This is a genomic window from Symbiobacterium turbinis (assembly GCF_055383075.1).
Window position 1 is genome coordinate 2,056,549 of the sequence record NZ_AP042433.1, and the last position, 25,800, is coordinate 2,082,348.

The following is a 25,800-nucleotide window of genomic DNA, read 5'->3' on the forward strand; positions in this document are numbered from 1 at the left end:
CTCCCCGGTTCGATGTCCTCGGCCGGCTACTGCGCCAGGACGCCCGCCTTCAGCATCTCGATGAGCTGCTTCACGCCCCGGGCGCCCTTGTCCAGCGCAGCCTTCTCCTCATCCGTCAGGTCGATCTCGATCACCCGCTCCAAACCGTTGCCGCCGAGCAGGGTCATCACGCCCAGGCACATGTCGTTGTACCCGTACTCGCCCTCCAGGTAGGCGATGGAGGGCAGAATGCGCTTGCGGTCCTTCAGGATCGCCTCGATCATCTCGACCAGGGCCATGCCCGGGGCGTAGCCGGCGGAGGTGCCCATGAGGTTGACGATCTCGCCGCCGCCCTTGCGGGTGCGCTCGACGATGGCGTCGATGGTCTCCTTCGGCAGCAGCTTCTCCACCGGGATGCCGCCGGCAGAGGTGTACCGCACCAGGGGCACCATATCGTCGCCGTGGCCGCCGAGGACGCAGCCGACGACGTCCTGGAAGGAGCAGCCGATGGCCTCAGCCAGGAAGGTCCGGAAGCGCGCGGTGTCCAGCACGCCGGACTGGCCGATCACCCGGTTCTTGGGGAAGCCCGAGGCCTTCAGGGCCACGTAGGTCATGGAGTCGACGGGGTTCGAGAGGACGATGATCACCGAGTTGGGCGCATATTTCGCCACCTTCTCGGCTACATCCTTCACGATGGCGGCGTTGGTGTTGACCAGGTCCTCGCGGCTCATGCCGGGCTTGCGCGGCACGCCGGCGGTGATCACGACCACGTCTGCCCCGGCGATGTCAGCGTAGTCGGCGGTGCCCGTCAGGCGGGTGTCGCTGCCGTAGACGGGCATGGCCTCCATCAGGTCCAGGGCGACGCCCTTGGCAAAGTTCTCCTTGACCGGCAGGTCGACCAGCACGATGTCCCCCAGGTCGCGGGCAGCCGCGAACAGGGCAGTTCCCTGACCGGTGAAGCCAGAGCCAATAATCGCGATCTTGTTCCGCTTCATCAAAATCCCTGCCCCTTTCCCTGCTGCAGTTGAACTACATATTTTCGATGATCAGCCTGCCGAACTCCGAGCACTTCACCTCAGTGGCGCCTTCGGTGAGCCGGGCGAAGTCGTAGGTCACCGTCTTCTGGGCGATCGTGGCGCTCAGCCCCTTGATGATGAGGTCAGCGGCCTCGTGCCAGCCCATGTAGCGGAGCATCATCTCGCCGGAGAGGATCACCGAGCCGGGGTTGACCTTGTCGAGCCCGGCGTACTTGGGCGCGGTGCCGTGGGTGGCCTCGAACAGGCCGTAGCCCTCGCTGTAGGAGATGTTGGCGCCGGGGGCGATGCCGATGCCGCCCACCATGGCCGCGACGTGGTCCGAGAGGTAGTCGCCGTTCAGGTTGAGCGTGGCGATGACGTCCCACTCGTCGGGCCGCAGCAGGAGCTGCTGGAAGGTGATGTCGGCAATGCGGTCGCGGATCAGGATCTTGCCCTCGGGCATCTTGCCCTTGTACTCGTCGGACCAGAGCTCGTCCTCGGTGATGACGTACGGGCGGAACTCCTCGACGGCCACCTGGTAGCCCCAGTCACGGAAGGCGCCCTCGGTGAACTTCTGGATGTTGCCCTTGTGAACAAGCGTAACGGACTTACGCCGATTGTCGATAGCGTATTGAATGGCAGCGCGGATGAGCCGCTTGGAGCCGAACTCCGAGACGGGCTTGATGCCCACGCCGATCATGTCGGACCGGTCGCTGTTGGGGAACTTCACGCCCATCTCCTCGGCCAGCAGGGCCTGGACCTTGCGGGCCTCGGCGGTGCCGGCCTTCCACTCGATGCCGGCGTAGATATCCTCGGTGTTCTCCCGGAAGATGACCACGTCGGTCTTGTGCGGCTCCTTCACGGGGCTGGGCACGCCGGGGAACCAGCGCACGGGCCGGACGCACGCGTACAGGTCCAGCATCTGCCGCAGGGTGACGTTGAGGGACCGGATGCCGCCGCCCACCGGCGTCGTCAGGGGACCCTTGATGGCGACGCGGTACTCGCGGATGGCCTCCACCGTGTCGTCGATCAGCCACTCACCGAACTTGTTCAGGCACTTCTCGCCGGCGTAGACCTCGAACCAGACGATCTTGCGCTTGCCTCCGTACGCCTTTTCCACAGCGGCGTCGAGCACCGGCTGCGCGGCCGCCCAGATGTCGGGGCCCGTGCCGTCGCCCTCGATGAACGGGATGATGGGGTTGTCCGGAACGACCAACCGGCCGTCTACCATGGTGATCTTCTGGCCTTCGGGCGGGGTCAGCTTGGTAAACTTCGCCACATCAGCACCTCCATCGTCCTTTACGGCCTTCAGGGCCGCGTGGAGGGCGCAGGCAGCCTGCTGGAGACGGCCCCGGTGAGGCGCGGGGCAAGGGAAGCCTGATCCCTCCGATTATCGCCATTTGGCCAGAGGGCGGTGGGCTGCCCGCCCTGGCCAAAGCTCGTGAAAACTATCACAGAATGAGCACAGGGGAGGATGGCCTGTGCACATCGGTACTATTAGGATGGTCGTCCTCATGCACTATAGTACCAACTCTTCAGCCTGTGTGGAAGTGTCATTGACGTTTCGAAGATAAAAATGTCGGATTTGGCTCCACCGCGCGAACAGCCCGGGGGCTCCGCGCCTGCGGAGCCCCCGGGTATGTGCCAGATGGACCCGTTCAGCCCCGGGTCGAATAACCGCCCCCGAGGCCTCTGGTCGAGTAGGCACCGGCTCTCAGCCGACGCTGTGTGGAAGGGGCAGGGGCCGGCGCGTCGGGCTCCGGCGCGGCTGTCTCAGATGCCCCAAAGGCCTGGTCCGCCATACCGGGCAGCATCGCCGCCAAGGCCGCCTGCTGCTGAACCGCCTGCTGCGCCAGGAGTTGCTGGGCCAGCGCCTGCCGCTGCGCCCAGAACGGATCGGCGCCCGGGAATGCGCCTGCGGGAGCCGGCGCAGTGCCCGCAGCAGTGGAGGTCGTGCCCGCAGCAGTCGAGGCCGTGCCCGCATCAGTCGAGGCCGTGCCGGCCGAGGCCGCTTCAGCCGCGAAGGCCTCGGCGGAGGACGCCGGAAGGCCGAAGAGGTCCTGCGAGCCGGGTGCAGCCTGCTGCGAAAGACCCGGGAAGCCTTGCGCCATCATGCCGGGAACGCCTTGCGGCGCCATGCCCCCAAAGCCCGGCGGCATCGGGAAGCCCTGCGCGCCCGGGCTCGGAATGCCTTGGGGAGCCGTGCCGGCAAGCGGGGTCGGAAGCGCCTGGACGGGTAAACCCGGGAGGCCCTGCGCCGGCGCACCCGGGAGCCCATTCGGCGCCGGCCCGGAGACACCCTGAACCGGCACGCCCGGCACACCCTGCAGCGCCAACCCCGGAACGCCCGACGCCGGCATGCCCGGGAAGCCCTGCGCCGTCAGCGGCGGAAACCCCTGGGTCGGATCTGCGGGAGCCCCCGGTGAAACCGATCCGGCCGGCCCGGGCTGTGCAGCAGAGGGCCCGGCGAGCTGGGAGGACTGCGAGGCGGCGGGGGGCAGGGGCATGTGGACGGGCAAAGGAGGCATCGCGGGCGGGGGACCGGGTATTCGCATTCCGCCCGGCGGGATGAAGGGCGGCGCGGCGATGAAACCGTGTCGCATCGGTCAACCACCTCTCAGGGCGCATTTCGCATGACTGACGCCATCTTATGGAGGTGCGGCCGAATCGGTCCCTGGGACGGATCTGCCCCGTGTGAATATGCTGAGGTCCGGGGGGTGCAGTCCTGTGGATGGCGAAAAGGCGCGGCTGGCCATGGGGTACTCGCGCACGTCGGCGCTGTATGACCTGCTGGCCGGACAGAGTTACCTGGCCGCGATCCGCCGAGTGCTGCCCTATGTGCGGGTGGGGCCGCGGCCGGCCATCCTCGACGTCGGCTGCGGCACTGGACTCAACCTCTTCGAAGCCGCCCGCTGGTTCGCTCCCACAGGCCCTCTGGTCGGCATCGACATCTCCCCGGGCATGGTCGCGGTGGCCACCGCGAAGGCCCGGCAGCTGGGAATCCCCGCGACCATCCTCCTGGGCGACGCGGAGCAGCTGCCATTCCCCGATGCCGCCTTTGATCTGGTGATCTGCAATTCCGTCTTCCACTGGTTCCGGGACCGGCCGTCCGCCATGCGCGGACTGGCCCGCGTGCTGAAGCCAGGCGGGCAGTTGGTGCTCATCACCGCCACCGCTCCGGGCTTCCGCGAGTGGTTTCTGCTCATCGACGCCGTCATCCGCGCCGTGCTGGGCCCGGACCGTGCGCCGCCGATCCCCGAACTGCCCACCCCCGGCGAGCTGGCCGGCCTGATGCAGCAGGCCGGGTTCGTCGTCGAACGGCTGCAGAACCGTATACAGCGCGAGCAGATCACCGAACCGGTCCCCTTCGTGCAGCTCATGTCGGTCATCGCCCCCACCTGGCCCGGCGACCTCACCGAGGCCGAGGTCAGCCGGGTGCAAAGCGCCGCGGCGCAGCTCATGGCCATGGCCTGGCCCACGGGCTTTCCCTTCACCTGGTCGGCCGTGGAGGCCGTCGCCACGAAGATACTTTAGGGACTTGATATCTCACCCTCGCATGTTAAACTTGATGTGCAAAATGACGGTGCACAGGAAATGTATGAAGGGGCGACGACTTGGTGCTGGAGTCCTATACCATTCGTGACATCCGCCAACTGAAAGCGCTCAGCCACGCGACGCGCGTGCGCATCCTCGCCACGCTGACCGAGAAGCCCATGACCGCCAAGCAGCTGGCTGACCTGTTCGGCGAGGAGCCGGCCAAGACCAGCTACCACGTGAAGCAGCTGCTGAAGGTCGGCCTGGTGGAACTGAAGTTCACCCGCGAGACCCAGAACGGCATCGTGGAGAAGTACTACCAGGCCATCGCGAAGGAGTTCCAGACGGACCCCCTGCTGGCGGCCCAGTCCGGGGGCCGCAGCCAGCTGGAGGCCGGCCTGGTGCGCGAGCTGAACCAGATTCAGTCGGACTTCCTGCGGGCCTGCCAAACCAGCCGGGATCAAACCGGAAAGGACGGCGAGGGCGCCGGCACGACCCATCACGGGCTGTACCGCCTGAGGCTCGGCGCCGTACGGCGCGAGGCGTTCCTGAAGGAGCTTCGGGCGCTCGTCGCCCGCTACGAAGATGCCGAGGGCGACTACGCCTTCCACTTCCTGGCGTACCCGCATCCGGGCGGGTCCGGGGCAGGCTAGCGCTGTCACCTCGACCCGTGGCCTCACATAGTGTGGGAGCAAGGCCCCTCTCCATGAGGACCCCGCAGGTCACGAGTCGAAAGGAGCGCAAGCGGATGAACTTTGGTGGATTCGGCACCGACATCGCCGCCTTCTCCCCGTTCATTGGCGCCCAGGCCGGCGCCAATGACCTGGCGATCTGGCCGGGGGCGGCCACCTACCCCGCCGCCAACGCAACGGTCTACCGCGTCTACGAGTACGCCGTCCCGGTCACCACCGTGGCCACGGTACCATCCGCGTACCCCACCACTGCGGGCATCCCGGGCATTGCCGGGTACCCGGGCTGGTTCGGCATCTGATCCTTCCCTACATTGCGAGACCAAATGGGTCCGGCAGGACCCAGCCGCCTGCGCTGAAATCGCGCAAGGGCCGTGGGAGACACCCACGGCCCTTTGATCTTTATCGGGTTCGGCGCGGATCACTCGATGTGGCTGTCACGCACATCCAGCAGGTAGCCTGCCAGCAGCGTCCAGCCTGCGGCGAGGAAGTAGAGATTTGCCTGCCGGTTGAGCGCTGCGACGTACAGCCCCATGGCGTAAATCAGGGTGGAAAGCAGGGTCAACAGCACCGCCTGTGAGACGCGGCGGCCCGCCACCTGCCGCAGCGCGTGCACGTAGACGGACCCGCCGCCAACGACCTGGACCAGGGTTCCCCACACGGCCTGCAGTTTCGGATCGGCCAGGTAGAACACCTCGTAGCCCAGGCCCTGCGCCACCAGGTCGGCCAGGAGCGGCAGGGAGAAGAGCGCGGTGATCACCACGGGGGCCCATCGCTGTGCCCGCCCCCGCCTTCGCGCCTCCTTCCCGCTCATTTCACAAACCGCCTCAGCACTTCCATGAGTTCGGCCACCGCCTCATCGCCCTCGCCACGCCGCACGGCGGCCGCCATGCAGCCCTTCACATGCCCCTCCAGCAGCATCAGGCCCACCCGGTTCAGGGCCGCCTCCACCGCCGCCACCTGGTTGAGGATGTCGACGCAGTACCGGTCCTCCTCCACCATGCGCTGCAGGCCCCGCACCTGGCCCTCGATCTTCTTCAGCCGGGAGAGGATCCCATCCTTGTCCCGCACCAGCGGCACGCGCACGCTGGGCCGCTTCTCCGCCATGGGGATGACCTCCTCCTCCTTCCTCACCCGTGGACCCGCCGCCCGTGAGATAGGGACTGCGCCACCAGGAACAGCCCCCAGATGAGCGACAGCGTGCCCGCCACACCCCGGGCAAACCCGAACTCCGCCTGGTACGGCAGCGTCGGGTGCGTCATCCACAGGCGGTAGTCCACCGCATCCTGCACGATCATCCACACCAGGGCCAGCGCGGCCGCGGGCGGCCCGGGCCGGTAGTGGCGCGCGAACAACATCCCCTGCGCCCACATGGCCAGGTGTGACAGGGTCAGGTGGACAAACTCGAACTCCCACCCATACTTGATGCCGGCCTGGGGCAGCACGATGGCGGTCCACAGGCCATACTTCATATTCGAGACGAAGGCCACCGCTCCCAGGAGCTGCATGCCGGGCCTGCGCCAGTCTGCACCGGCGAGCAGGAGCCCCAGCCAGATGGTGAAGAGGAAGGTCGCGCCCGGGCTGTCGGGCACGATGAACCACCGGGCCGGCGGCGTCTGCGAGAGCTGTGGCCAGTACCAGTAGAAACCGTAGAGCGAACCCAGGAAGTTTACGGTGAGGAGCGCCCACCACCATCGCCGGTCGTGGGCGACGCTCCGCAGAAAGCCCAGTAACCAGGTCATTCCCCGATATTAGCCCCTCGCGGTGGGATTACGGATCTGCCGATTCTTCAGGCTCTGCCGACCCGGCCGGCTCCGCTGCCTCTGCCGGATCTGCCGGTTCGGCCGGTTCGTCCGCATCTGCCGGTTCCTCTGAATCAGCTTGATCCTCTGCTGGGTTCGAGGCCAGTTCCGCGTACTCCTTCATCTGCTCCAGGGAGAGCTGGCCCATGTACCGCACCTGAATCACGCCGTCGGCGTCGATGAAGAAGGAGGTCGGCAGCCCCGTGACCCGGTAGGCCCTGGCCGCGCTCCCGCCGTCGTGCGCCACGCTGAACGTGAGGCCCATCGCCTCCGCAAAGGCGGCGATCTTCTGCGGCGAGTCGGAGGGATCGCCGCTCACCGCCACCACGCGGACCTCATCGCCCATCTGCTGGTGGAACTCCTCCATCTCGGGCATCTCGTCCTTGCACGGGGGGCACCAGGTCGCCCAGAAGTTCAGAAAGACCGGTGTGCCCTTCAGGTCGGAGAGGGTGATGACCTCGCCGGTGAACACGTCCTTCACCCGGAAGTCCGCCGCCAGGTAGCCGGGCAGCGGCTTCACCTCCAGGACCTCAGCGGGCGCCTGCTCAGCCGCCGGGTCGCCGCCGGCGCCGGCGGGCTGTGCTGGAGAATCCCCAACCTCCACATTCGCCCGCACCCCGCCGCAGCCCGCGAGCAGCAGCACGAGGGCCAGCAGGGAAAGGGCACTCCGTCGCACGGCACGCAACTCCGCCAGTCTGAACATGATGAGCACACCCCATTCCTCACACACATCACATTATCGCCAGTATACCACAGCAGTTTGGGTCACAACTCCCCCCTGACATTCTTCTTGTTCACACCGAACATTACTTGCTCTTCTGACGTATTGACATTGTGAGCATCTTGCGCGGCACGCCGTCCCCTCGGGGCCGGCCGTCCGGTATCGGATTCCACCGAAGGAGAGGTTGTCCTTGAAGGCCAGCGAGGCGCTGTCCCGAGTCACCCAGAACATCGAGCGGGCGGTCGTCGGGAAGCGGCGCGAGATCCAGTACGTCCTGGTCGCCCTCCTTTGCCAGGGGCACGTGCTGATCGAGGACGTGCCCGGCGTGGGCAAGACCACCCTGGTCCGCAGCCTGGCCCGGTCGCTGGGCTGCGACTTCCGCCGCATCCAGTTTACCCCCGACCTGCTTCCCTCCGATGTCACGGGGGTTTCCGTCTACAACCAGAAGACCGGCGAGTTCGAGTTCCGGCCCGGTCCCATCATGAGCCAGATCGTCCTGGCGGATGAGATCAACCGCACGTCGCCCAAGACCCAGTCCGCGCTCCTGGAGTGCATGGAGGAGGGGCAGCTGACCGTCGACGGCGTCACCCGGCGCCTGCCGCGCCCCTTCCTGGTGCTGGCCACCCAGAACCCCATCGAGTACGAGGGCACCTTCCCCCTGCCCGAGGCGCAGCTCGACCGCTTCCTGATCAAGCTGCGGCTGGGCTACCCCTCGCTCCGGGAGGAGATAACCGTCGTCGAGCGCTCCCGGCGGCCGCCGCTGGAGGAGCTGGGCCAGGTGCTCACGGCCGACGAGGTGCTCCACCTGCAACAGGTGGTGAAGGACGTGCACGTGGATGAATCGGTTCTGGAGTACATCGTGCGGCTCGTGCAGGCCACGCGCGAGCACCCGGACGTCTACCTGGGCGCCTCGCCCCGCGGCTCCATCGCGCTGTACCGCACCAGCCAGGCGATCGCCCTGACCCGGGGCCGCAATTACGTCACGCCCGACGACGTGAAGGAGATGGCGCCGCTGGTGCTGGCGCACCGGATCATCCTGCGGCCCGAAGCGCAGCTGCGGGGCGGCGGCGCGGAGGCGCTGGTGGAGGACCTGCTGGCCCAGGTGCCCGTGCCTGCGGGACTGAGGAGCCATGCGGCGCGGCGGGCGTGAGTGGCGGCTGCCGGCCCTGATCGCGGTCGCCTATCTGGTGGCCCGGCTCAGCGGCGGCAGCCTCCCGTACTTCGTCCTCTACCTGCTGCTCCTGCTGTGGGCCGGCGCCTGGGCGTATACGCAGTACGCCTCGCGCCGCATCGCCGGATCCGTGGCCGTCGACCGGCGGCGGATCGAGGTGGGCGAGGCGATCCAGGTCAAACTCCGGCTGGAGAACGAGGGCTGGGTGCCGGTTCCCTGGGTGGAGGTTGAGGACGGAACGCCGCCGCACCTGCTCGCCGGCGACCGGCCCCGTCTGGCCACCTCCCTGCCGCTGGTGGGCAGCCACGTCGTGCAGCTCACCCTCACCGCCCGCCGCCGGGGGCAGTGCCTGGTGGGGCCCTACCGCATCCGCACCGGGGACGCGCTGGGGCTCTTCACGCGCGAAACGGTCCTGCGCCCAGACGCGCAGATCACCATCTACCCCCGGGTGCATCCCATCGAGGACCTGCCCGTGCCGCTGGCCCAGCCCTTCGGCCCGGTGCGCACCCAGGAGCGCGCGTTCGAGGACCCCTCCAACCACGCCGAGATCCGCCGCTACGTGCCCGGCGACAACCCCCGCCACATCCACTGGCGGACCTCCGCCCGCATGGGCACCCTCATGACCCGCCAGCACGAGTTGAACGCGACCACGCAGCTCATCCTCCTCGCGGACTTCCACCGGGAGGTGCACGTGGACGGAACGGCCGCCGGGGGCCACTCCACCGCGGAGATGGCCGCGGAGATCGCAGCCTCTCTGGCCGCCCTGGGCATCCGCCGCAAGATGGAAACCGGGCTCTTATGCACGGGACAGGCCCGCTTCGCCGTGGGCCCCGGCAGGGGCGAGCGGGCCTTCCGGGAGATCATGGAGGCCCTGGCGCAGGTGGAGCCTGCCGGCGACGTCATGCTGGAGCAGCTCCTCGAAACCGAGACCGGCCACCTGGCCCACAGGGCGACGCTGGTCATCATCACCCCGCGGCTGACGCCGCGCCTCTGCGACCGGCTCGCGGCCCTGCGGGCCCGGCACCGGGTGGCCCTGATCCTGCTGGATGCCGCCACCTTCGCACCGCAGGGCCTCGCGCGGCGGCAGATCGGCGCCGCGGACCCGCGGCTGATCGACCTGCTGGCCCGGAGGGGGCTGTGGGTCTACGTGGTGCCGGCCGGCGCGGACCTGCGCCGGCTGGCCGACCTGCGCGTGCACGTGGGAGAGGGGGTGCGCCCATGGCGACCGCGCGCCCATCCGTCGGCTACCAGCTAGCCCTGGCGCTGGTCTCGGCCGGGCTGGTGGCCCTGGTGCTGCAGTCGCTCAACCAGTTCTGGCACATGGATCTGCCCCTGGAGCAGGCGCTGCTTCTGGCTCTGGTCAGCGTGCTCTGGGGCTGGCTCTGGTGGCAGAGCCGCAGGCTGGGGCTCCTCAGCACGGCGGCGGTCGGGCTCGCCGCGCTGGTGGCGGTCCGCCGGCTGCCGGAGTTCTCCCGCTGGGCGCTGCGCGCCGCAGTCGAGGGGGCCGATCTGGCCCGGGAGCTGGCCGGCGGCAACCTGGGCGCTTCCTTCGGCCCCAACCTGGGCGCCGTGCTGATCGCCCTGGCCGGGCTCGGCAGCGCACTCGTCGTCACGGGCGAGGCCTTTCGCCGCGGCCGGACCGTCTGGACCCTCGCGCTGGGCTTCCTGCTTTTCGGCACCCAGTGGGGCTGGTACTTCGAACCCGCGGCGGGCTACTTTCAGGCCTACGCCGTGCTGGCGCTGCTGCTCTGGGTGCTGGGCCAGGCCGCCCTGCGGGAGGCCCGCTGGCGGGCCGAGGGGCGCCACCTGGGCCGCCGCTCCCCGCTGACCCCGGCGGTCGCCGCCATCCTGGGCATCGTGCTGGTGGCCGCCGTGCTGCCCTCCGACTTCCGGCCGGTCAGCCTGGGCGAGCTGGGCCGCCGGTTGCAGACTGCGATCCCCGCCCTGCAGGACTTCCGCGGGGGCGGCGTCCGAACCATCGCGGACTTCTCGCTGGCCTCCACCGGTTTCACGCCGGACCTCGGCCGGCTCGGCGGCGCCGTGTCCCTGGACGACCGGGTCGCCCTGCGCATCGCCGTGAACGGGCCGGTTTCGCAGGCCCTGTACGTGCGGGGAGCCGCCTTCCTCACGTACACCGGCTCCACCTGGGAACCGGGCGAGTCGCCCGAGGTCAGAATGGAGGGCGGCATGCTGCCCTCGCAGATGGGTGAGGAGACCCTGAGGCGCAACCTGGTGGCAGAGGTCACGCCCGTGCTCGGCTTCGGGCGGACGGTTTTCCACATGCTGGAGCCGGTCCGCATCGACGGGCTGCCCGGGTACAGCGCGGACGCGGAGGCCAACCTGCGCGCGGCCCGGCCCATCGCCCCGGGCGAGACCTACGCCGTCACCGCCCGCATCCCGCTGTACAGCGCCGTCCAGATCCGCGAGTCACCCGCCTACAGCCCCGGTCCGGAGGGGCAGATGCCGTCGCCGGATGAGTCCGTCCCCGACCTGGAGCGGTATCTGCAGCTCCCCAGGGTTCCGCCCCGGGTGGGCGCGCTGGCCAGGCGCATCACTGCGGACTGGGAGCACCCCTTCGACCAGGCGGTGGCCATCGAATCCTACCTGCGGACGATGCACTACACGCTGACCCCGCCGCCCACCCCGCGGGGGCGCGATTTCGTGGACTTCTTCCTTTTTGACCTGCAGGAGGGCTACTGCACCTACTACGCCTCGGCCATGGTGGTGATGCTGCGCGAGCTGGGCATTCCCGCCCGCTTCGTGGAGGGATTCGCCATTCCGTCATCGGCGCCGTTCACCCTCGACTCCCGCGGCTGGTACGTGTACGAGGCCCGCAACTCGCAGGCCCACGCCTGGGTGGAGGCCTACTTCCCCGGCTACGGCTGGGTGACCTTCGACCCCACACCTCGGGCCGACCTGCCCGTCATCTCCCGCAGCGCCTCCCCCACCCCCCCGGCAGCCGACGAGCCGCCTGTGCCCGAGGCGCCCGATGAGCCCGGCGCCGAAGCCGCTTCAGACCTGCCGCTCCCCCCGTCCGAGGAACAGGAGAGGCCGGAGCCCATGGACTTCAGCGGGCTGACGCCGGCCGGGGCAGGGCGCGACTGGACCTGGCTCGCCGCCCCGCTGGCCGTGCTGATCGCCATCGTGCTGCTGGTCGCCCGGGTGCTCCGTGGACAGGAGCGCTTCCGCTACCGCGACCCCCGCTCGGTGGTGCAGGAGGCGTGGGAGAAGGCCGCCTGGCTGCTGGCCCGGTTCGGCCTGCGCCGCCAGCCCCACCAGACGGCCCACGAGTACGCGGCGCGCGTGGCAGAGAGTCTGCCCTCGCTGCGGGAAGAGGTCCTGCAGGCCGCGTCCGACTACAGTGCCGCCCGCTACGGCCCGCCGGGCCGGCCGGTGCCCGCGGAGCACGCGCAGCGGGCCCGCGCCTTCTGGCAGCGGGCCAAGGATGCGCTGTTTGACCGGTACGGCTGGCGCACGTACCTCCTGCGCCGGCTCGGGCTGCGGCGGGGGCCACGCACGAGGCCCGGCTGACATCGTCACCGTTCAACCCTCAAGAAGTGCCCGCCGTCGATCCGTCATTAACGCCCGCGACTCCGACAGCCCTGCCGCCTGCGACCCGGAGCCCCCGCCGTAACGGCGCATAAGAGAAAGAGCCCGCGCCTGCTGGCGACGGGCCTTGCAAACAGACCAGGAACGCCATCATCCCCAGTGTGGCGGGCGATCGAGCATGTCCCGCTCGCGGCCGGGCCCCGCCAGCACGCGGGCCCCGTCCCGGGCCAGGTCCATCGTGAGCGAACGGGCGTCGCTGCCCGACCACTGGAACGCGGCCTCCATGGCCAGCGCCACCGGTTCTGCGGACTCGGCCACCAGTGCCAGGACGCTGGGCCCGGCGCCCGAGAGCGCCACGCCCAGGGCCCCGGCGCTGAGGGCCGCCTGGAAGACCGACCGCATCCCGGGAACTAGGGCCGCCCGGTAAGGCTGGTGGAGCCGGTCCTGCATCGCCACGGTCAGCAGGTCGGTGCGCCCCTGCGCCAGCGCCGCTACCAGGAGGGCGGCGCGGTTCAGGTTGTAGACCGCGTCCTGCAGGCTCACCTCCCCGGGCAGCACGCCCCGGGACTGCTCGGTTTTCTTTCCCTTAATCTGCACCTCGGGCATCACCACCACCGCACGCAGCCCCCGGGGCGGCGGGAAGCGCAGGTAGAGCGGCCCCCGCTCGGGATCCATGCACGACACGGTGAAGCCGCCGACCATGGCCGGGGTCACGTTGTCGGGGTGGCCCTCGATCGCCACCGCCATGCGCAGGAGCTCATCACGGCTGAGGCCCGGCCGTCCGGTGCGCTTTTCCACCAGGGCATTGGCGGCCACCAGCCCGCCGACGATCGCGGCGGCAGAGGAGCCCATCCCCCGCGCCACGGGAATGTGGACCTGTTCACGAATCAGCAGACCGTTGGGCTCGAACCCCAGCCGCTCGAAGACCCGGCGGGCGGCCTGGTAGACCATGTTCTGCTCCGGATCCTCCAGGGCGCCGGCGCCGGCCCCCTCCACCTCGATGACCACGTCGTCGATGCCGGTCTCGTCCATCTCGATCACGTTGCGAAGCTCCAGGGCCACGCCCAGGGTGTCGAAGCCCGGGCCCAGGTTGGCGCTGGTCGCCGGCACACTGACCCTGACCATGGCGGGCTCAGCTCCCCAGGATCAGCCGCTCCAGCCGCCCGTAATCGGCAGGCAGCTTCTCAGGCGGAGACGAGACCTGAATGGCGGTGTCGGGATCCTTCAGCCCGTTCCCGGTGAGCACGGCCACGACCTTCGGCCGGCCGCCCCGGCCGGTGAAGGGCCGGTGCTGCGGCGGGGGAGCCGGCTGGCCGTCGATGAAGCCGCCGGCCTGCCCCTCGAAGTAGCCGCTTTCGCTCAGCTTGATCAGCCCGGCCACCGAGGCACAGGATGCCGGCTCCGCGAAGATGCCCTCGGTCGCGGCCAGCCGCCGGTAGGCCGCCAGCATCTCCTCGTCGGTCACGGCCCAGAAGGCCCCGCCCGACTCCCGGGCCGCATTCAGCGCGCCTTCCCGGGTGGCCGGGCGCCCGATCTTGATGGCCGTTCCCACCGTCTGCGGGTCGTCCACCTCGCCTCCGTTGACCAGCGGCGCCGCCCCCGCAGCCTGGATGCCCAGCATGCGGGGCAGCACCGCCCCGGCCGGCGCCCCGCTGCAGCTGCAGGACTCGACGACGCCGACGCCGGCCGCGGCGTACTCCTTGAAGCCCATCCAGTAGGCCGTGATGTTGCCCGCGTTCCCCACGGGAATCGCCAGGAAGTCGGGATAGCCGCCCAGGGCGTCCACCACCTCGAACGCGGCGGTCTTCTGCCCCTGCAGCCGGTACGGGTTGACCGAGTTGACCAGGGCGATCTCAGGGTGCTCCTGGGCGAGCCGGCGCACCAGCCGGAGGCCGTCGTCGAAGTTGCCCTCGATCTGGATCGTGCGGGCGCCGTACATCAGGGCCTGGGCCAGCTTGCCCATGGCCACCGCGCCGTCGGGGATGACCACGTAACAGGGCAGCCCCGCCCGGGCGGCGTAGGCCGCCGCCGAGGCGCTCGTGTTGCCGGTGGAGGCGCAGATCACCGCCTTCGCCCCCGCCTCGACCGCCTTGGACATCGCCATGGTCATGCCCCGGTCCTTGAAGGAACCGGTGGGGTTGAGCCCCTCAAACTTCAGGTAGAGATCGAGCCCCAGTTCCGCCCCCAGCCGGGGAGCGGGGATCAGCGGGGTGTTGCCCTCCAGCAGCGTCACCACGGGGGTCGCTTCACTGACTGGCAGAAACCGCTGATACTGCCGGATGACACCTTGCCAGCGGGCCATGCTCACACCTCCAAGATGAAACGCTCCGTGCCCGACAAGTACACTTCGCAGCCTCTGCCGCGCTTACGCCCAGTCCCGCCGCAGCAGCGCGCACACGATGTGATCCGTGAGGCCCGGGCCGGGCCGCAGCGCCCGGCCCGGGCCCATTCGCACGCACCCTCCGTGCGCTACTCCTTCTTCCCAGAGGCAGCCTTCCGGCAGGCCTCGTCCATCGCCTTCGCTGCCACCTCGCCCACAGCCAGCTCGATAAACTCCGCCAGCGGCATGGGCCCCAGGTCCTTCATGCCCCGGCGGCGCACCGCCACGGCGCCGGCGGCGGCCTCCTTGTCGCCGACCACCAGGATGAACGGGATCTTCTGCAGCTCCGCCTCGCGGATCTTGTAGCCGACCTTCTCGTTGCGCAGGTCGCTCTCCACCCGCAGGCCGGCCTCCTGCAGCTTCGCCACCACCTCGCCCGCGTAGTCGTGGTGCCGGTCGGTGATGGGCAGTACCCGCACCTGCACAGGGGCCATCCAGACCGGGAAGTTGCCGGCGTAGTGCTCGGTCAGGATTCCGATGAACCGCTCCAGGGTGCCCATGATCGCCCGGTGGATCATCACCGGCCGGTGCTCCTTGCCGTCCTCGCCGATGTAGGTGAGGTCGAACTTGATGGGCAGCTGGAAGTCGAGCTGCACCGTGGCGCACTGCCACTTCCGGCCCAGGGCGTCGGTCACGTCGAAATCCAGCTTCGGGCCGTAGAAGGCGCCGTCGCCGGGGTTCAGCTTGTAACTGCGGCCCATCCCCTCCAGGGCCCGGGCCAGGGCGGCCTCGGCCTCATCCCACAGCTCGATCTCGCCCATGAAGTCCTCGGGCCGGGTGGAGAGCTTGATCTCGTACTCCAGGCCCAGGGTGCCGTAGATGGTGTCGACCAGGCTGATGACGTCGCGGATCTGCTCCTCGATCTGGTCGGGCCGCACGAAGAGGTGGGCGTCGTCCTGATGGAAGCCCCGCACCCGGAGCAGGCCGTGGAGCGTGCCGGAGGCCTCGTAGCGGGAGAGCGGGCCGTACTCGGCGATCTTCAGGGGCAGGTCCCGGTAGGAGCGCAGCTCGGCCTTGTACAGCACGCAGTGGCAGGGACAGTTCATCGGCTTAGTGGCGAAGTCCTGATCCTCGGACCTGATCTCGAACATGTTGTGCCGGTAATGCTGCCAGTGGCCCGAGGTCTCATACAGCCGGGACGAGACGATCCAGGGCGTGCTGACCTCCTCGTAGCCCTGCGCCTCCTGCAGGCTGCGGCTCCAGTTCTCCAGCTCCCGGTAGAGCCGGTAGCCCTTGTCGAGCCAGAAGGCGAAGCCCGGCGCCACGTCCTCGAAGCGGAACAGCCCCAGCTCCGGGCCCAGCTTGCGGTGGTCCCGCCGCTTGGCCTCCTCCAGCTGGAACAGGTACTGCTCCAGGTCTTTCTTCGACTCGAAGGAGGTGCCGTACACCCGCTGCAGCTGCTTGTTGGCCTGGTTCCCCTCCCAGTAGGCGCCGGCGACGCTCAGCAGCTTGAACGCCTTCACTCGGCCGGTGGAGGGCAGGTGGGGACCCATGCAGAGGTCAATGAACTCCCCCTGGCTGTAGACCGAGACGACCTCGTCCTCGGGGATCTTGTCGACCAGAAGCGGCTTGTAGTCCTCGCCCCGCTCGGCGAAGAACTTCTTGGCCTCCTCCCGGTCCATCTCCCGGCGCTCGATCGGGTAGTCGGCCTTGACGATCTCAGCCATCTCCGCCTCGATCTTCTCGAGATCGTCGGGCGTGAGCGGCCGTGGAAGGTCGAAGTCGTAGAAGAAGCCGTTCTCCAGCGGCGGGCCGACGGTCAGCTTGGCCTCGGGGAAGAGCCGCTTCACCGCCTGGGCCATGATGTGGGTGGAGGTGTGGCGGAAGACCTCCCGGCCCTCCTCGTCCTTGAAGGTCAGCACCTGCAAGGTGCAGTCCCTCTCCAGTTTGGCGGAGAGGTCGACGACCTTGCCGTCCACCTTGGCGGCCAGGGCGGCCTTGGCCAGCCCCCGGCCGATCTGCGCCACCGCCTCAGCGATGGTAATCCCCTGCGGGTACTCCCGCACGCTGCCGTCAGGCAGCGTCACGTGCACGACGCTGGACATGGTGTTGAGCCCCTTTCGCGAAAATTGGTCGGAAAATGAAAAACCTCCCGTCCCGCAAGGGACGAGAGGCATGGCTCCCGTGGTTCCACCCTTATTGCCGGCTACTTCACGCCGGCGCTCGTGTGCGCTGTAGAGGGCGCTCCCTCCCCCCTTATCCGGACTTCGCCGGCTTCGGCGGGCAGCTCTGGGGTGGTTTCCCACGCACAGGGCCCCGGGGCGCTCTCAGCCTGCGGCGCTCCCTCTCTGCAGGGGATGAACGTGGTCTTGTCCCCGGTCATCGCTGTTCGGATTTGTGCTTTAACATACCACGGGGGCAGAAAGGTGTCAAGCGCGTTCGGACCAACCCCCCGCCCGGTACGGGCGAGGGGTTGTCTGCACGTCGTACGCTAGTCCTTGTCGAGGAACTTGGCCACCCGCTCCTCATCCATCGGGGCGAAGATGCCCCGGGCCCGGGCCACCTGGTTCCCCTCGGCATCCCGGGCTTCGGCCCTGGCCGCGATGATGCGGGTGTTCTGCTTCACGATCCACGCGCTGAAGTAGTAGGTCTGCCCCACGCGAAGCGGGCGGCGGTAGGTGACCTCGATCTTGCGGGTAACCGCAAGCTGGAGCTGCGCGTAGATGAGCTGGCTCATCACCTCGTCGAGCACCGTCGCGATGATCCCGCTGTGGGTCACCCCCGGCGGGCCCTGAAACTCGGGGATCGGCGTGAAGGTGCACTCGGTCCTGTCGCCGACCAGCCGTATGTTGAGGCGCAGTCCCAGCCGGTTCTCCTGACCGCAGCCGAAGCACTGCCAATGTAAACCCTGTAGGTGATCACGTTCCGAAACAAACGATTCGCTCATAGACACCGGCCCCTTTCGGCAGGAGATCCTCGCGGTCATATTCTACCACGGATCCGCGGGCGGCGGCGATGCCGGGGTGGACGGGCCGGCGTTGTCCGCCACCCACTGCAGCAGGTGCAGCTCGGCCACCGGACCCGGCAGCCCGATTTCATCGTTCAGGATGAAATACGGGACAGTGCTCACCCCGAACTGCTCCACCAAATCCGGGTGCTGAAGCAGGTCGACGGCGATGGCCGTCACGCGCCCCCGGCTCTCCAGGGCGACCTCGTGGGCCAGGCGCACGGCCTGGACGCACCGCGGTCAGGCCGGGGTGGTCAGCACCTGGAGGCGTGTGCCCGCCGGCAGCCCGGCGGCCTGATGCCGCCCGAGCGGGGAGAGCACGGATCCACCCCGGGAGGCCGCCAGAATCGCCTCGACCAGGGCGACCAGCTCCTGCCCCACCGGCAGGTCGCGGAAGACCATGCCCGTCTCCCGCCCGTACCCGTCCAGCAGCGTGAGCCCCTCGCCGGACCACGCCTCCGCCGTCAGCAGTTCGCCGTCGGCCAAAGCCTCTGCGAGGGCCCGCATCTCTGCATCACCCTCCGGCACCCGCAGCGCCACGGGGCCCACCATCCGGGTCAGCCGGGCGCGCGCCTGCGCCAGCGCCGCCTGAGAAATTTTCCTCTCCATACACTTTCACCCTCGGTCAGGAACCTTTCGCCATCGTGGGCCGCGATACCTGTCTGGGAAATCCCAGATCCGCCCCCCCGGCGCGCGCCCCTGTCCGGCACGGGAGTCCTGCCTGGAAAAACAGACGGCCGCCCCGATGGGGCGGCCTGTCGGTATCGGGTTTAGAAGGGCAGGAGCCCGCTGCCGAACGTGGCGGCGAAGACCAGCGACACGATGGTCATCAGCTTGATCAGGATGTTCATGGACGGGCCGGAGGTGTCCTTGAACGGGTCGCCGACGGTGTCGCCGACGACGGCCGCCTTATGCGGCTCGGAGCCCTTGCCGCCGTGGGCGCCGCCCTCGATGTACTTCTTGGCGTTGTCCCAGGCGCCGCCGGCGTTGGCCATCATGATGGCCATCATGACGCCGGTGACCAGCGCGCCCGCCAGCAGGCCCGCCAGGGCGGTGACGCCCAGCAGCCAGCCCATGAGCAGCGGCGCGGCGACGGCCATCAGCCCGGGGATGATCATCTCCTTGAGCGCGGCGCCGGTGGAGATGTCCACGCAGCGGGCGTAGTCGGGCTTGGCCTTCTCCTCCATGATGCCCGGAATCTCCCGGAACTGCCGGCGGACCTCCTCCACCATCTGCATGGCGGCCCGACCGACGGCGTTCATGGTCAGGGCGCCGAACAGGAAGGGCAGCATGCCACCGATGAAGAGGCCGACGATCAGCTTCGGATCGGTCATCGAGACGTCGCCCAGGCCCGCCGCGGTGGCGAAGGCGCCGAAGAGCGACAGGGCGGTCAGCGCGGCGGAGCCGATCGCGAAGCCCTTGCCGATGGCGGCGGTGGTGTTGCCCACAGAGTCAAGGGTGTCGGTGGTCTGGCGCACCTTCGGATCGAGGTGGCTCATCTCGGCGATGCCGCCGGCGTTGTCGGCGATGGGGCCGTACGCGTCAACCGCGACGGTCATGCCGGTGGTGGAGAGCATGCCCACGGCCGCCAGGGCGATGGTGAAGAGCCCCTGACCGCTGGGCTGACCCACCAGGTAGCCGACCAGGGTGGCAATGCCGATGACCACGATCGGCAGGGCGGTGGACATCATGCCCACGCCCAGGCCTGCGATGATGTTGGTGGCCGGACCGGTCTGCGAAGCCTCGGCGATGGACTTGACGGGGTTGTAGTCACCGGAGGTGTAGTACTCGGTCAGCTGGCCGATGACGATACCGGCGATCAGGCCGGCGACCACGGCGGTGAAGTACACGTGGGTGCCGTAGCCCAGGAACGAGATGAGGCCGGCGATGATCAGGGTGATGATGCCCGATGCATAAGTGCCCGCGTTGAGGGCCTTGGCCGGGTTGGCGCCCTCCTTGCCGCGCACGAACTGCGTGCCGATGATGGAGGCGATGATGCCGCCCGCGGCGATGAGGAGCGGCAGCGCGGCCAGGTTGGGGTCGATGTCCTGGTCGACGACGGCGATCGCCATCGCCGCGATGACCGCACCCACGTAGGACTCAAACAGGTCGGCGCCCATGCCGGCCACGTCGCCCACGTTGTCACCGACGTTGTCGGCGATGACGGCCGGGTTGCGGGGGTCGTCCTCCGGAATGCCGGCCTCCACCTTGCCCACCAGATCGGCGCCGACGTCCGCGGCCTTCGTGTAGATGCCGCCGCCGACGCGGGCGAACAGGGCGATGGAGGAGGCGCCCAGGGCGAAGCCGTTCACGATGTCAGGGTCACGGAAGATCAAGTAGACCACACCTACGCCCAGCATACCCAGGCCGACGACGGAAAGGCCCATCACGGCGCCGCCGGAGAAGGCGATGTCGAGCGCCTTGTTCAGGCCGTGCTGCGCGGCGTTGGCCGTGCGCACGTTGGCCAGGGTGGCCACGCGCATGCCGAAGTTGCCGGCGAGCACCGAGCAGAGTGCGCCCGCCACGAAGGCGATGGCGGTCTGCCACTGCATGGCGTCGGTGGTGAAGCCCGCGATCAGGATAATGATAGCGAGGGCAATCACAAAGACAACGAGGGTCCGATATTCCCGGTTGAGGAACGCCATGGCGCCGTCGTGAATGGCGGCGGCAATTTCCTGCATGCGCGGGGTGCCCGGATCCTGCCGGCGGATCTTGTTGGCGAGCAGCACAGCCACGACGAGAGCCAGCGCGCCGGCCACCGGGGCAGTCCAGGCCAGACTTGCCATGTTCACTGGGATCCGATCTCCTTTCCAAACGCTAGCATAGACTGACCCAATGCTAGTTATCCAGAGGAGGGGGTAATTCCTCCTATGTCACACGCAACAAATGTACGCTGCAATCGGGCAACGAGTCAATCCCAACGGACTAGTCGGCAAAAACCAGGAGGAGGGCATTTCGCCCTCCTCATGCGCAACGTGGGTACCGCACCTAGTGGTGCAGCGTAGCCTGGGAAGGTTCGCAGGCCTGAGCCTGAGATGGACTGCAGAGCTGGCAGCCCTCGCACCGCACAGTGCGGTCGCCGAACACGCCGAGGATGGTTTCCAGGGCCTCATCCCGGCCCGGCGGCCGGTCGGACACGTGGACCGTGAGGGCGCGGGGCGCCAGCGTGATCAGCGCCGAAATGAGCAGGTCTTCATAGCTGACCTCGCTCTCCACCATCTCCACGACGAACTCCTCCAGGGCCTCGCTGCGGATGGCGCCCCCGTCGTCATCGAGCAGCCGGAAGGAGTTGCCGGGGCCCAACAACACGTGGACATGCTGAATGCGGGGTTCCTGGATCTCGACAAAGTGCCTGAGGAGCCTGATGAACTCCCGGTGTTCCCGCTCCATCAGAAACTCGTCAACCGCCCGATCCACGGCGTCTTCCAGCTCCTCGATGTAATCGCGCAGCCGGAAGTTCACAAAGCCCTCCAGCACCAGCTCGTCAGCGGTATCGAAGTAATCCCGCAACCGGTGCAGGATCTGGCTCTTGCGGTTGACCTTGTATCCGTGGGGGGAGTCACTGCCGCCGCTGAGGGTGCGTCCGGTGTAATCGGCGATGAGATCCTGCTCGTCCCGAGAAAAGTAGGAGTACGAGCCGCGGATGATCTTCCGGATGAGATCGCTCTCCCACTTCTCCACGATCACGTCGGACAGGGCGTTGGCGACATAGTGGCGCAAGAGGGCATCCATCTGAGACGACCGGTCCGCCGCGTCGCCGTCGACCTTGCAGTCGAGAAAGGCGAAGGCGCCCCTGTGCGACTGGCCAATGCGGACCTTCACGCCCTCCTCCTGGAGGAACCGGAACTCGTCGTCCAGACGCTGGCGAATCTCGTCGATTCCTGCCGCAGTCCCTATCGTGATCGCTTGCACGGCCGTTTCACCCCTCTTTGCAGGAAATCGGCTCCGAGGGATCGCATGAAGCGTCTCGAAGCCGAGGGTATCTGCCGTAGTAGTATATGACCGGCCGCGAAAAAGCTATACAGCCTCCTGATAGCGCCGCCACGTCATGACGGCAAGGATAAACAGGAAAACCTGAATCACCGCCGAGACTGCGCACCAGAGACAGATCGCGTGGATGACGAACAGCTCCAGGTAGGTCAGGTATGCCGAGAACAGCAGCCCGACCAGGGCCGTGCCGAACAAGGCCAGCACGGTCCACTCGGCCGGCTGCAGGCCGCGCAGTCCCAGCGCCGCCAGCGCCAGCACCAACAGGTACGCGCCGGCGCCCAGCGTGGGAATCGGGATCCCCATGATCCAGGCGTAGGGACTGTGCTGCACGGTCTCACAGCCGCCGCTGCCCAGGCAGACCGCCACCTGATCCGTCGTATAGACCCAGGTCAGGTAGAGCGATATGGCCAGCCCGAGCAGGGCGAGCACGCCGATGGCCTGAAGCAGCCGTCGCAGATTCACTCGCGGTTCAACTCCTCTCGCACCGCCTTCAGGAGGTCGTTCCAGGAATCGAGCGCAAGCGGCTCGCCGTTGACGACGAACGTCGGCGTCCCCCGGATTCCCAGGGCCTCCGACGCCGCGATCTGTTCGTTCACCCGGTCGATGTAGCCCTGCAGCTTATCCTCCGAGGCCAGGCACTGGCGGAACGCGTCCATATCCAGCCCGAGATCGGCCGCGTACCCCGTCAGCAGCGCGCCCAGATCTTCGAAGGTCTTCTGCGCGCGGATCCCGTTCGTCTGATTCTCCAGGATAAGGCTGTGCATCGCCCACCAGAAGCCCTGCTCGCCGGCGCACTCCACCGCAAAGATCGCCGGGCCGGTGACGTCGAAGATCGGCAGGAAGTGCACCTCGAAGCGCACGTCGCCCGCCGCGGCCATCTCCGCCAGCTCCGGAACCACGACCGAATGCGCGGTGGCGCAGGCCGGACAGGCGTAGTCCATGTACTCGATAACCGTGACCGGCGCATCCGCCGGGCCGATGGCGTTGCGCACCGCCCCCAGCTCGGCGTCGCTCAACGCAGCGCCGCCGGCGGTGCCCTGCCCCCCGCCCCGGGCCGACCACACGCTGGCCCCGATCAGCCCGGCCACAACGATGACGGCCACCGCAGAGACCACCCAGATCGCAGAGGAACGTCCCTTGCCGCGCTTTTTCGCGTTCACTGCTGTAGCACACCCTTTGACTCGTGGTTGATGCCTGCGCTCGTAACCTCATATTTTAGCCGCGTCGACCGCTTCTCCTCCCGCCGTGCGCCAGAATCACCCGCGCAGCGGGCGGGCCAGTCTGCAGGCCCGCCCTTCATTAGTTTATATGCCCCAGGGAGACTTGAAGAACTTCCAGTAAGGCGTCTTGAAGAAGGGCTTGCCAAACTTGCCAAAGGGCTTGCCAAACATGCCGAACAGCACACGCCCCACCTCCGGTCCATGGTATGTGGCCGCGTGCAGTTATGTTAACCAGTCGCCACAAAGACGAAGCGCCCGGCGGGTTTCGACCAGCCGGGCGCAGCGCACCTGGAGGTGGGTGTGGGATTTGAACCCACGGATAACGGTTTTGCAGACCGCCGCGTTACCACTTCGCCAACCCACCGTTCGGAGGCACCGCTCATTCTATCACAGACCGCTCGGCAGCGTCAACCGTTGGAACGGAAGGCCCAAAGAGCCCGCCTCGTTCCCCCTTTCGGACTAGACCATACCGAAACTTTCGTCTATAATTAGGCAGCGGCAACCATCTCTTGTCATGATTTCACCTTTCGACGGGGGAGGCGCTCCGATGAGTGTCAGCGAGCTCATCCTGTGGTGGGTCCTGTTCTTGATCGCCAACGGCATCCTGGCCGTGGCCACCGGTCTGCTGGCCCGGGTGGGACCTTTTGCCCGGACGCGGGTCCCGGCGCTCTTCAGCACGTTCCTGTTCATCTGCGGCATGACCCTCTTCCTGGTCGCCGGCAAGCAGAATCTGCTGCAGGCAACGCTCGGCGCAATCTTCGGCAATTAGCCCCGGCGCGGCCCGCCGGGGGAGCAGGGGTGGCAAAGCGGGCCCGGCCTGGGTTACAGTAGAGGAAAAGAGGCCATTCGTCGAGGACTGATTGCAGTTGAAGTATCGGGCCGGCAAGATCAAGCGGGAGCACAGCGTGATCGAGAACCTGTGGCCGGTGCTGGAGCAGATCGCCGAGTGCGACCTGGTCACCAGCATCATTCCCGGGCCGATCCGCCCGCTGAGCACCCAGAACCCGGAAGTCACCTTCCAACGGTTTACCGACACAGGCCTCCGGCTGCTGGCGAAGAACGGCACGGCAGTTCAGGAGGTCTACATCGTTGCGCCCGAAAAGCAGGCGGCCCTGGAATGGCTGGCCGCCGAGGGCATCGTCGACTGGAAGCCCAAGTGCAAGGCCGCGCCCGCACGGCGGCAGGCGCCGGAGCCGCTGAAAACGGTCACGCTGCCTTCCGACATGACCTGCTCCGTCTGCGGGCGGGTGATGCGCGCCGGCACCCGGGCCGCGCAGCTGGGCCGGAAGCGCTTTGTCTACGCCCACACGCGCTGTGCGCGCAAGTGATCGGCTGCGACAGGGATGATCGGGGGAGCGAGTGCGCAGACTACCGCTGAGACCACGGTCTAAATCCGATGGATTCGGCACAGGAGGTCAGCGTGAACATGGATAACATCTCCCCGAACACCCCGATCCTGGAGTCATTCGACCAGTGGAAACAGTTCCTCTCGGAACGCGTGAAGGAGGCAAAGCGCACCGGGGCCTCGCAGGAGACCATCGCCAACGCCGCGGCCGGCATCGGCGCCTTCCTGGCGGAGAAGGTCGACCCCCGCAACCGGGAGCAGCGGCTGCTGAAGGAGTTGTGGGACGTCGGCACGGAGGAAGAGCAGAAGGCCCTGGCAAGCATGCTCACGAAGATGGTGTCAGACGGAAAGGTACACTAGAATTTCGAAGGGGCTGTGCCCGAGTCATCCCGGATTCATCCCGGATGACCCGCGGAACAGCCCCTTCTGATGCTTCCGGAGAATCGCGCCGGCGCCGCTCAAACCCCCAGGCCCCGCAGCCGCTGCCCGATGGTCCTGGCCTCCGCCAGCATCCGGTCGAAGAGTTCGGCCACGGTGGGGATGTCGTGGATGAGGCCCACCCCCTGGCCGGCGTAGACGAACCCCTCCTCCATGTCCCCCTCCAGCGCGGCCCTGGCGTTGACCCTGCCGGAGATGAGGGGCAGCAGCTCCTCCAGGGTGGCGCCCCGGGCCTCGGCCTCGAGCACCCGCTGCGCCCCGCCGGTCTTCAGCACCCGGGCCGGGCGGCCGATGGAGCGCTCCATAATGACGGTCTCGTTCTCCCGGGTCTCCAGCAGCAGCTTCTTGTAGTTCTCGTGAGCCGGGCACTCCCTCACCGCGACGAAGCGGGTGCCCATCTCGATGCCATCGGCGCCCAGGGCCAGGGCGGCCACGAGCCCGCGGCCGTCGACAATGCCGCCGCTGGCCGCCACGGGAATCTTCACCGAGTCCACGATCCGGGGGATCAGGGCCATGGTGCCCACGTCGTCGCGCCCCAGGTGGCCGCCGCCATCGTACCCGACGGCGATGACCGCATCTGCCCCCAGGGACTCCGCCTTCAGCGCGGCCCGCACCCCGGCCACCAGGATGATCTTCTTCACGCCGGGCACGCGGGCGTCAATATACTTCATATAAGGCTCGGGGTTGCCGCCGGTGATGGTGACGATGCGCACCCCTTCCTCCAGGGCCGCGTCGATGTAGGGCTCCAGCGACCGGTAGCCCATCGCGAAGTTGACGCCGAAGGGCTTGGCGGTGCGGGCCTTCACCTGGCGGATCTCCTCCCGGAGCGCCTCTGGATCCGGGAGCGTCGCGGCGGTAATCTGTCCCAGGCCGCCGGCCTCCGACACCGCCGCGCACAGTTCGGCCCGGGCGAGGTACGCCAGGCCGCCCTGGATGATCGGGTACTCAATCGAAAGCAGCTCGCACAGTCGGGTACGCAACATGTCCGCTCAACCTCCTCCCCCCAAGTATTAACCCGG

General features: G+C 68.0%; 27 protein-coding genes and 1 tRNA gene. 9 read left to right on the forward strand and 19 right to left on the reverse strand.

What is annotated here, in order from left to right:
- Nucleotides 1–26 precede the first annotated feature (26 nt).
- The 3 genes from mdh to ACZ45O_RS09810 form a co-directional block, all read right to left on the reverse strand.
- Nucleotides 27–974, reverse strand: a complete 948-nt coding sequence (gene mdh, locus ACZ45O_RS09800) for a malate dehydrogenase (protein ID WP_464852611.1) — start codon at nt 972–974, stop codon at nt 27–29.
- Nucleotides 975–1,008: 34 nt separating this feature from the next.
- Complete coding sequence (icd, locus tag ACZ45O_RS09805) at nt 1,009–2,274, reverse strand: isocitrate dehydrogenase (NADP(+)) (RefSeq protein WP_464852613.1); 1,266 nt, start codon at nt 2,272–2,274, stop codon at nt 1,009–1,011.
- 379 nt (nt 2,275–2,653) lie between these two features.
- The gene (locus tag ACZ45O_RS09810) at nt 2,654–3,109 is read right to left on the reverse strand and encodes a hypothetical protein (protein ID WP_464852615.1); all 456 of its coding nucleotides are present in this window, start codon (nt 3,107–3,109) and stop codon (nt 2,654–2,656) included.
- Between the two features lie 613 nt (nt 3,110–3,722).
- On the opposite strand from ACZ45O_RS09810, the gene ACZ45O_RS09815 reads away from it, so the two are divergent.
- The 3 genes from ACZ45O_RS09815 (at nt 3,723) to ACZ45O_RS09825 (ending at nt 5,520) form a co-directional block, all read left to right on the forward strand.
- Entirely contained in the window at nt 3,723–4,529 is an 807-nt protein-coding gene (locus ACZ45O_RS09815) for a class I SAM-dependent methyltransferase (RefSeq protein ID WP_464852617.1), read from the forward strand.
- 83 nt (nt 4,530–4,612) lie between these two features.
- The gene (locus ACZ45O_RS09820) at nt 4,613–5,182 is read left to right on the forward strand and encodes an ArsR/SmtB family transcription factor (RefSeq protein WP_464852619.1); all 570 of its coding nucleotides are present in this window, start codon (nt 4,613–4,615) and stop codon (nt 5,180–5,182) included.
- Nucleotides 5,183–5,277: 95 nt separating this feature from the next.
- Nucleotides 5,278–5,520: a hypothetical protein gene (locus tag ACZ45O_RS09825; RefSeq protein ID WP_464852621.1), complete on the forward strand. Its 243-nt coding sequence runs from the start codon at nt 5,278–5,280 to the stop codon at nt 5,518–5,520.
- A gap of 119 nt (nt 5,521–5,639) precedes the next feature.
- Here ACZ45O_RS09825 and ACZ45O_RS09830 read toward each other — a convergent pair whose 3' ends face one another.
- From ACZ45O_RS09830 to ACZ45O_RS09845, 4 genes are read right to left on the reverse strand one after another with little or no spacing between them, the layout of a single operon-like run.
- Complete coding sequence (locus ACZ45O_RS09830) at nt 5,640–6,032, reverse strand: hypothetical protein (RefSeq protein ID WP_464852623.1); 393 nt, start codon at nt 6,030–6,032, stop codon at nt 5,640–5,642.
- On the reverse strand, nt 6,029–6,325 hold the full coding sequence (locus ACZ45O_RS09835) for a metal-sensitive transcriptional regulator (protein ID WP_464852625.1): 297 nt from the start codon (nt 6,323–6,325) through the stop codon (nt 6,029–6,031). The genes ACZ45O_RS09830 and ACZ45O_RS09835 overlap by 4 nt, the downstream gene beginning before the upstream one ends.
- A 23-nt stretch (nt 6,326–6,348) precedes the next feature.
- A complete protein-coding gene (locus tag ACZ45O_RS09840; RefSeq protein ID WP_464852626.1) occupies nt 6,349–6,960 on the reverse strand; it encodes a DUF1405 domain-containing protein in 612 nt (203 codons plus the stop codon).
- Nucleotides 6,961–6,988: 28 nt separating this feature from the next.
- Nucleotides 6,989–7,696, reverse strand: a complete 708-nt coding sequence (locus ACZ45O_RS09845) for a TlpA disulfide reductase family protein (RefSeq protein ID WP_464852627.1) — start codon at nt 7,694–7,696, stop codon at nt 6,989–6,991.
- Nucleotides 7,697–7,931: 235 nt separating this feature from the next.
- On the opposite strand from ACZ45O_RS09845, the gene ACZ45O_RS09850 reads away from it, so the two are divergent.
- From ACZ45O_RS09850 to ACZ45O_RS09860, 3 genes are read left to right on the forward strand one after another with little or no spacing between them, the layout of a single operon-like run.
- Entirely contained in the window at nt 7,932–8,891 is a 960-nt protein-coding gene (locus ACZ45O_RS09850; RefSeq protein ID WP_464852628.1) for an AAA family ATPase, read from the forward strand.
- Nucleotides 8,872–10,167, forward strand: coding sequence for a DUF58 domain-containing protein (locus ACZ45O_RS09855; RefSeq protein ID WP_464852629.1), 1,296 nt, complete (start codon nt 8,872–8,874; stop codon nt 10,165–10,167). The genes ACZ45O_RS09850 and ACZ45O_RS09855 overlap by 20 nt, the downstream gene beginning before the upstream one ends.
- Nucleotides 10,131–12,443 carry a transglutaminase TgpA family protein gene (locus ACZ45O_RS09860; protein ID WP_464852631.1) on the forward strand — a complete coding sequence of 771 codons (2,313 nt, stop codon included), beginning with the start codon at nt 10,131–10,133 and terminating at the stop codon, nt 12,441–12,443. Before ACZ45O_RS09855 ends, ACZ45O_RS09860 begins: the two co-directional genes overlap by 37 nt.
- A gap of 168 nt (nt 12,444–12,611) precedes the next feature.
- Here the strand turns inward: ACZ45O_RS09860 and thrB are convergent, their stop codons facing one another.
- From thrB to ACZ45O_RS09915, 11 genes are all read right to left on the reverse strand, one after another.
- The gene (gene thrB / locus ACZ45O_RS09865; RefSeq protein ID WP_464852633.1) at nt 12,612–13,586 is read right to left on the reverse strand and encodes a homoserine kinase; all 975 of its coding nucleotides are present in this window, start codon (nt 13,584–13,586) and stop codon (nt 12,612–12,614) included.
- A 7-nt stretch (nt 13,587–13,593) separates the two neighbouring features.
- Nucleotides 13,594–14,763, reverse strand: coding sequence for a threonine synthase (thrC, locus tag ACZ45O_RS09870; protein ID WP_464852635.1), 1,170 nt, complete (start codon nt 14,761–14,763; stop codon nt 13,594–13,596).
- A 167-nt stretch (nt 14,764–14,930) separates the two neighbouring features.
- The gene (gene thrS, locus ACZ45O_RS09875; protein ID WP_464852637.1) at nt 14,931–16,886 is read right to left on the reverse strand and encodes a threonine--tRNA ligase; all 1,956 of its coding nucleotides are present in this window, start codon (nt 16,884–16,886) and stop codon (nt 14,931–14,933) included.
- Nucleotides 16,887–17,272: 386 nt separating this feature from the next.
- Nucleotides 17,273–17,728, reverse strand: coding sequence for a PaaI family thioesterase (locus ACZ45O_RS09880; protein WP_464852639.1), 456 nt, complete (start codon nt 17,726–17,728; stop codon nt 17,273–17,275).
- Nucleotides 17,729–17,770: 42 nt separating this feature from the next.
- Nucleotides 17,771–18,010: a thioredoxin domain-containing protein gene (locus tag ACZ45O_RS09885; RefSeq protein ID WP_464852641.1), complete on the reverse strand. Its 240-nt coding sequence runs from the start codon at nt 18,008–18,010 to the stop codon at nt 17,771–17,773.
- A gap of 18 nt (nt 18,011–18,028) precedes the next feature.
- Nucleotides 18,029–18,397, reverse strand: coding sequence for a hypothetical protein (locus ACZ45O_RS09890; RefSeq protein ID WP_464852643.1), 369 nt, complete (start codon nt 18,395–18,397; stop codon nt 18,029–18,031).
- A 161-nt stretch (nt 18,398–18,558) separates the two neighbouring features.
- Entirely contained in the window at nt 18,559–20,574 is a 2,016-nt protein-coding gene (locus tag ACZ45O_RS09895; protein WP_464857712.1) for a sodium-translocating pyrophosphatase, read from the reverse strand.
- 202 nt (nt 20,575–20,776) lie between these two features.
- Nucleotides 20,777–21,700: a putative sporulation protein YtxC gene (ytxC, locus tag ACZ45O_RS09900; RefSeq protein ID WP_464852645.1), complete on the reverse strand. Its 924-nt coding sequence runs from the start codon at nt 21,698–21,700 to the stop codon at nt 20,777–20,779.
- A gap of 105 nt (nt 21,701–21,805) precedes the next feature.
- Nucleotides 21,806–22,240, reverse strand: a complete 435-nt coding sequence (locus tag ACZ45O_RS09905; RefSeq protein ID WP_464852647.1) for a vitamin K epoxide reductase family protein — start codon at nt 22,238–22,240, stop codon at nt 21,806–21,808.
- The gene (locus tag ACZ45O_RS09910; protein WP_464852649.1) at nt 22,237–22,881 is read right to left on the reverse strand and encodes a DsbA family protein; all 645 of its coding nucleotides are present in this window, start codon (nt 22,879–22,881) and stop codon (nt 22,237–22,239) included. The genes ACZ45O_RS09905 and ACZ45O_RS09910 overlap by 4 nt, the downstream gene beginning before the upstream one ends.
- Before the next feature lie 406 nt (nt 22,882–23,287).
- Nucleotides 23,288–23,362 (reverse strand) — tRNA-Cys (locus ACZ45O_RS09915).
- 183 nt (nt 23,363–23,545) lie between these two features.
- Here ACZ45O_RS09915 and ACZ45O_RS09920 point away from each other — a divergent pair.
- The 3 genes from ACZ45O_RS09920 to ACZ45O_RS09930 all read left to right on the forward strand — a co-directional run bounded on the left by ACZ45O_RS09920 (nt 23,546) and on the right by ACZ45O_RS09930 (nt 24,703).
- Entirely contained in the window at nt 23,546–23,767 is a 222-nt protein-coding gene (locus ACZ45O_RS09920) for a hypothetical protein (RefSeq protein ID WP_464852651.1), read from the forward strand.
- A 91-nt stretch (nt 23,768–23,858) separates the two neighbouring features.
- Nucleotides 23,859–24,326: a DUF2103 domain-containing protein gene (locus ACZ45O_RS09925; RefSeq protein WP_464852653.1), complete on the forward strand. Its 468-nt coding sequence runs from the start codon at nt 23,859–23,861 to the stop codon at nt 24,324–24,326.
- Nucleotides 24,327–24,424: 98 nt separating this feature from the next.
- Complete coding sequence (locus tag ACZ45O_RS09930; RefSeq protein WP_464852655.1) at nt 24,425–24,703, forward strand: DUF3243 family protein; 279 nt, start codon at nt 24,425–24,427, stop codon at nt 24,701–24,703.
- Between the two features lie 98 nt (nt 24,704–24,801).
- Here ACZ45O_RS09930 and ACZ45O_RS09935 read toward each other — a convergent pair whose 3' ends face one another.
- A complete protein-coding gene (locus ACZ45O_RS09935; RefSeq protein ID WP_464852657.1) occupies nt 24,802–25,764 on the reverse strand; it encodes an NAD(P)H-dependent flavin oxidoreductase in 963 nt (320 codons plus the stop codon).
- Nucleotides 25,765–25,800: the final 36 nt, after the last annotated feature.

Coding starts and splice junctions, on each gene's coding strand:
- mdh (WP_464852611.1), bottom strand. CDS start 974: ATGAAGCGGAACAAGATCGCGATTATTGGCTCTGGCTTCACCGGTCAG.
- ACZ45O_RS09810 (WP_464852615.1), bottom strand. CDS start 3,109: ATGATGGCGCAAGGCTTCCCGGGTCTTTCGCAGCAGGCTGCACCCGGC.
- ACZ45O_RS09825 (WP_464852621.1), top strand. CDS start 5,278: ATGAACTTTGGTGGATTCGGCACCGACATCGCCGCCTTCTCCCCGTTC.
- ACZ45O_RS09830 (WP_464852623.1), bottom strand. CDS start 6,032: ATGAGCGGGAAGGAGGCGCGAAGGCGGGGGCGGGCACAGCGATGGGCC.
- ACZ45O_RS09835 (WP_464852625.1), bottom strand. CDS start 6,325: ATGGCGGAGAAGCGGCCCAGCGTGCGCGTGCCGCTGGTGCGGGACAAG.
- ACZ45O_RS09840 (WP_464852626.1), bottom strand. CDS start 6,960: ATGACCTGGTTACTGGGCTTTCTGCGGAGCGTCGCCCACGACCGGCGA.
- ACZ45O_RS09855 (WP_464852629.1), top strand. CDS start 8,872: ATGCGGCGCGGCGGGCGTGAGTGGCGGCTGCCGGCCCTGATCGCGGTC.
- ACZ45O_RS09860 (WP_464852631.1), top strand. CDS start 10,131: ATGGCGACCGCGCGCCCATCCGTCGGCTACCAGCTAGCCCTGGCGCTG.
- thrB (WP_464852633.1), bottom strand. CDS start 13,586: ATGGTCAGGGTCAGTGTGCCGGCGACCAGCGCCAACCTGGGCCCGGGC.
- thrC (WP_464852635.1), bottom strand. CDS start 14,763: ATGGCCCGCTGGCAAGGTGTCATCCGGCAGTATCAGCGGTTTCTGCCA.
- thrS (WP_464852637.1), bottom strand. CDS start 16,886: ATGTCCAGCGTCGTGCACGTGACGCTGCCTGACGGCAGCGTGCGGGAG.
- ACZ45O_RS09880 (WP_464852639.1), bottom strand. CDS start 17,728: ATGAGCGAATCGTTTGTTTCGGAACGTGATCACCTACAGGGTTTACAT.
- ACZ45O_RS09890 (WP_464852643.1), bottom strand. CDS start 18,397: ATGGAGAGGAAAATTTCTCAGGCGGCGCTGGCGCAGGCGCGCGCCCGG.
- ACZ45O_RS09895 (WP_464857712.1), bottom strand. CDS start 20,574: ATGGCAAGTCTGGCCTGGACTGCCCCGGTGGCCGGCGCGCTGGCTCTC.
- ACZ45O_RS09920 (WP_464852651.1), top strand. CDS start 23,546: ATGAGTGTCAGCGAGCTCATCCTGTGGTGGGTCCTGTTCTTGATCGCC.
- ACZ45O_RS09930 (WP_464852655.1), top strand. CDS start 24,425: ATGGATAACATCTCCCCGAACACCCCGATCCTGGAGTCATTCGACCAG.
- ACZ45O_RS09935 (WP_464852657.1), bottom strand. CDS start 25,764: ATGTTGCGTACCCGACTGTGCGAGCTGCTTTCGATTGAGTACCCGATC.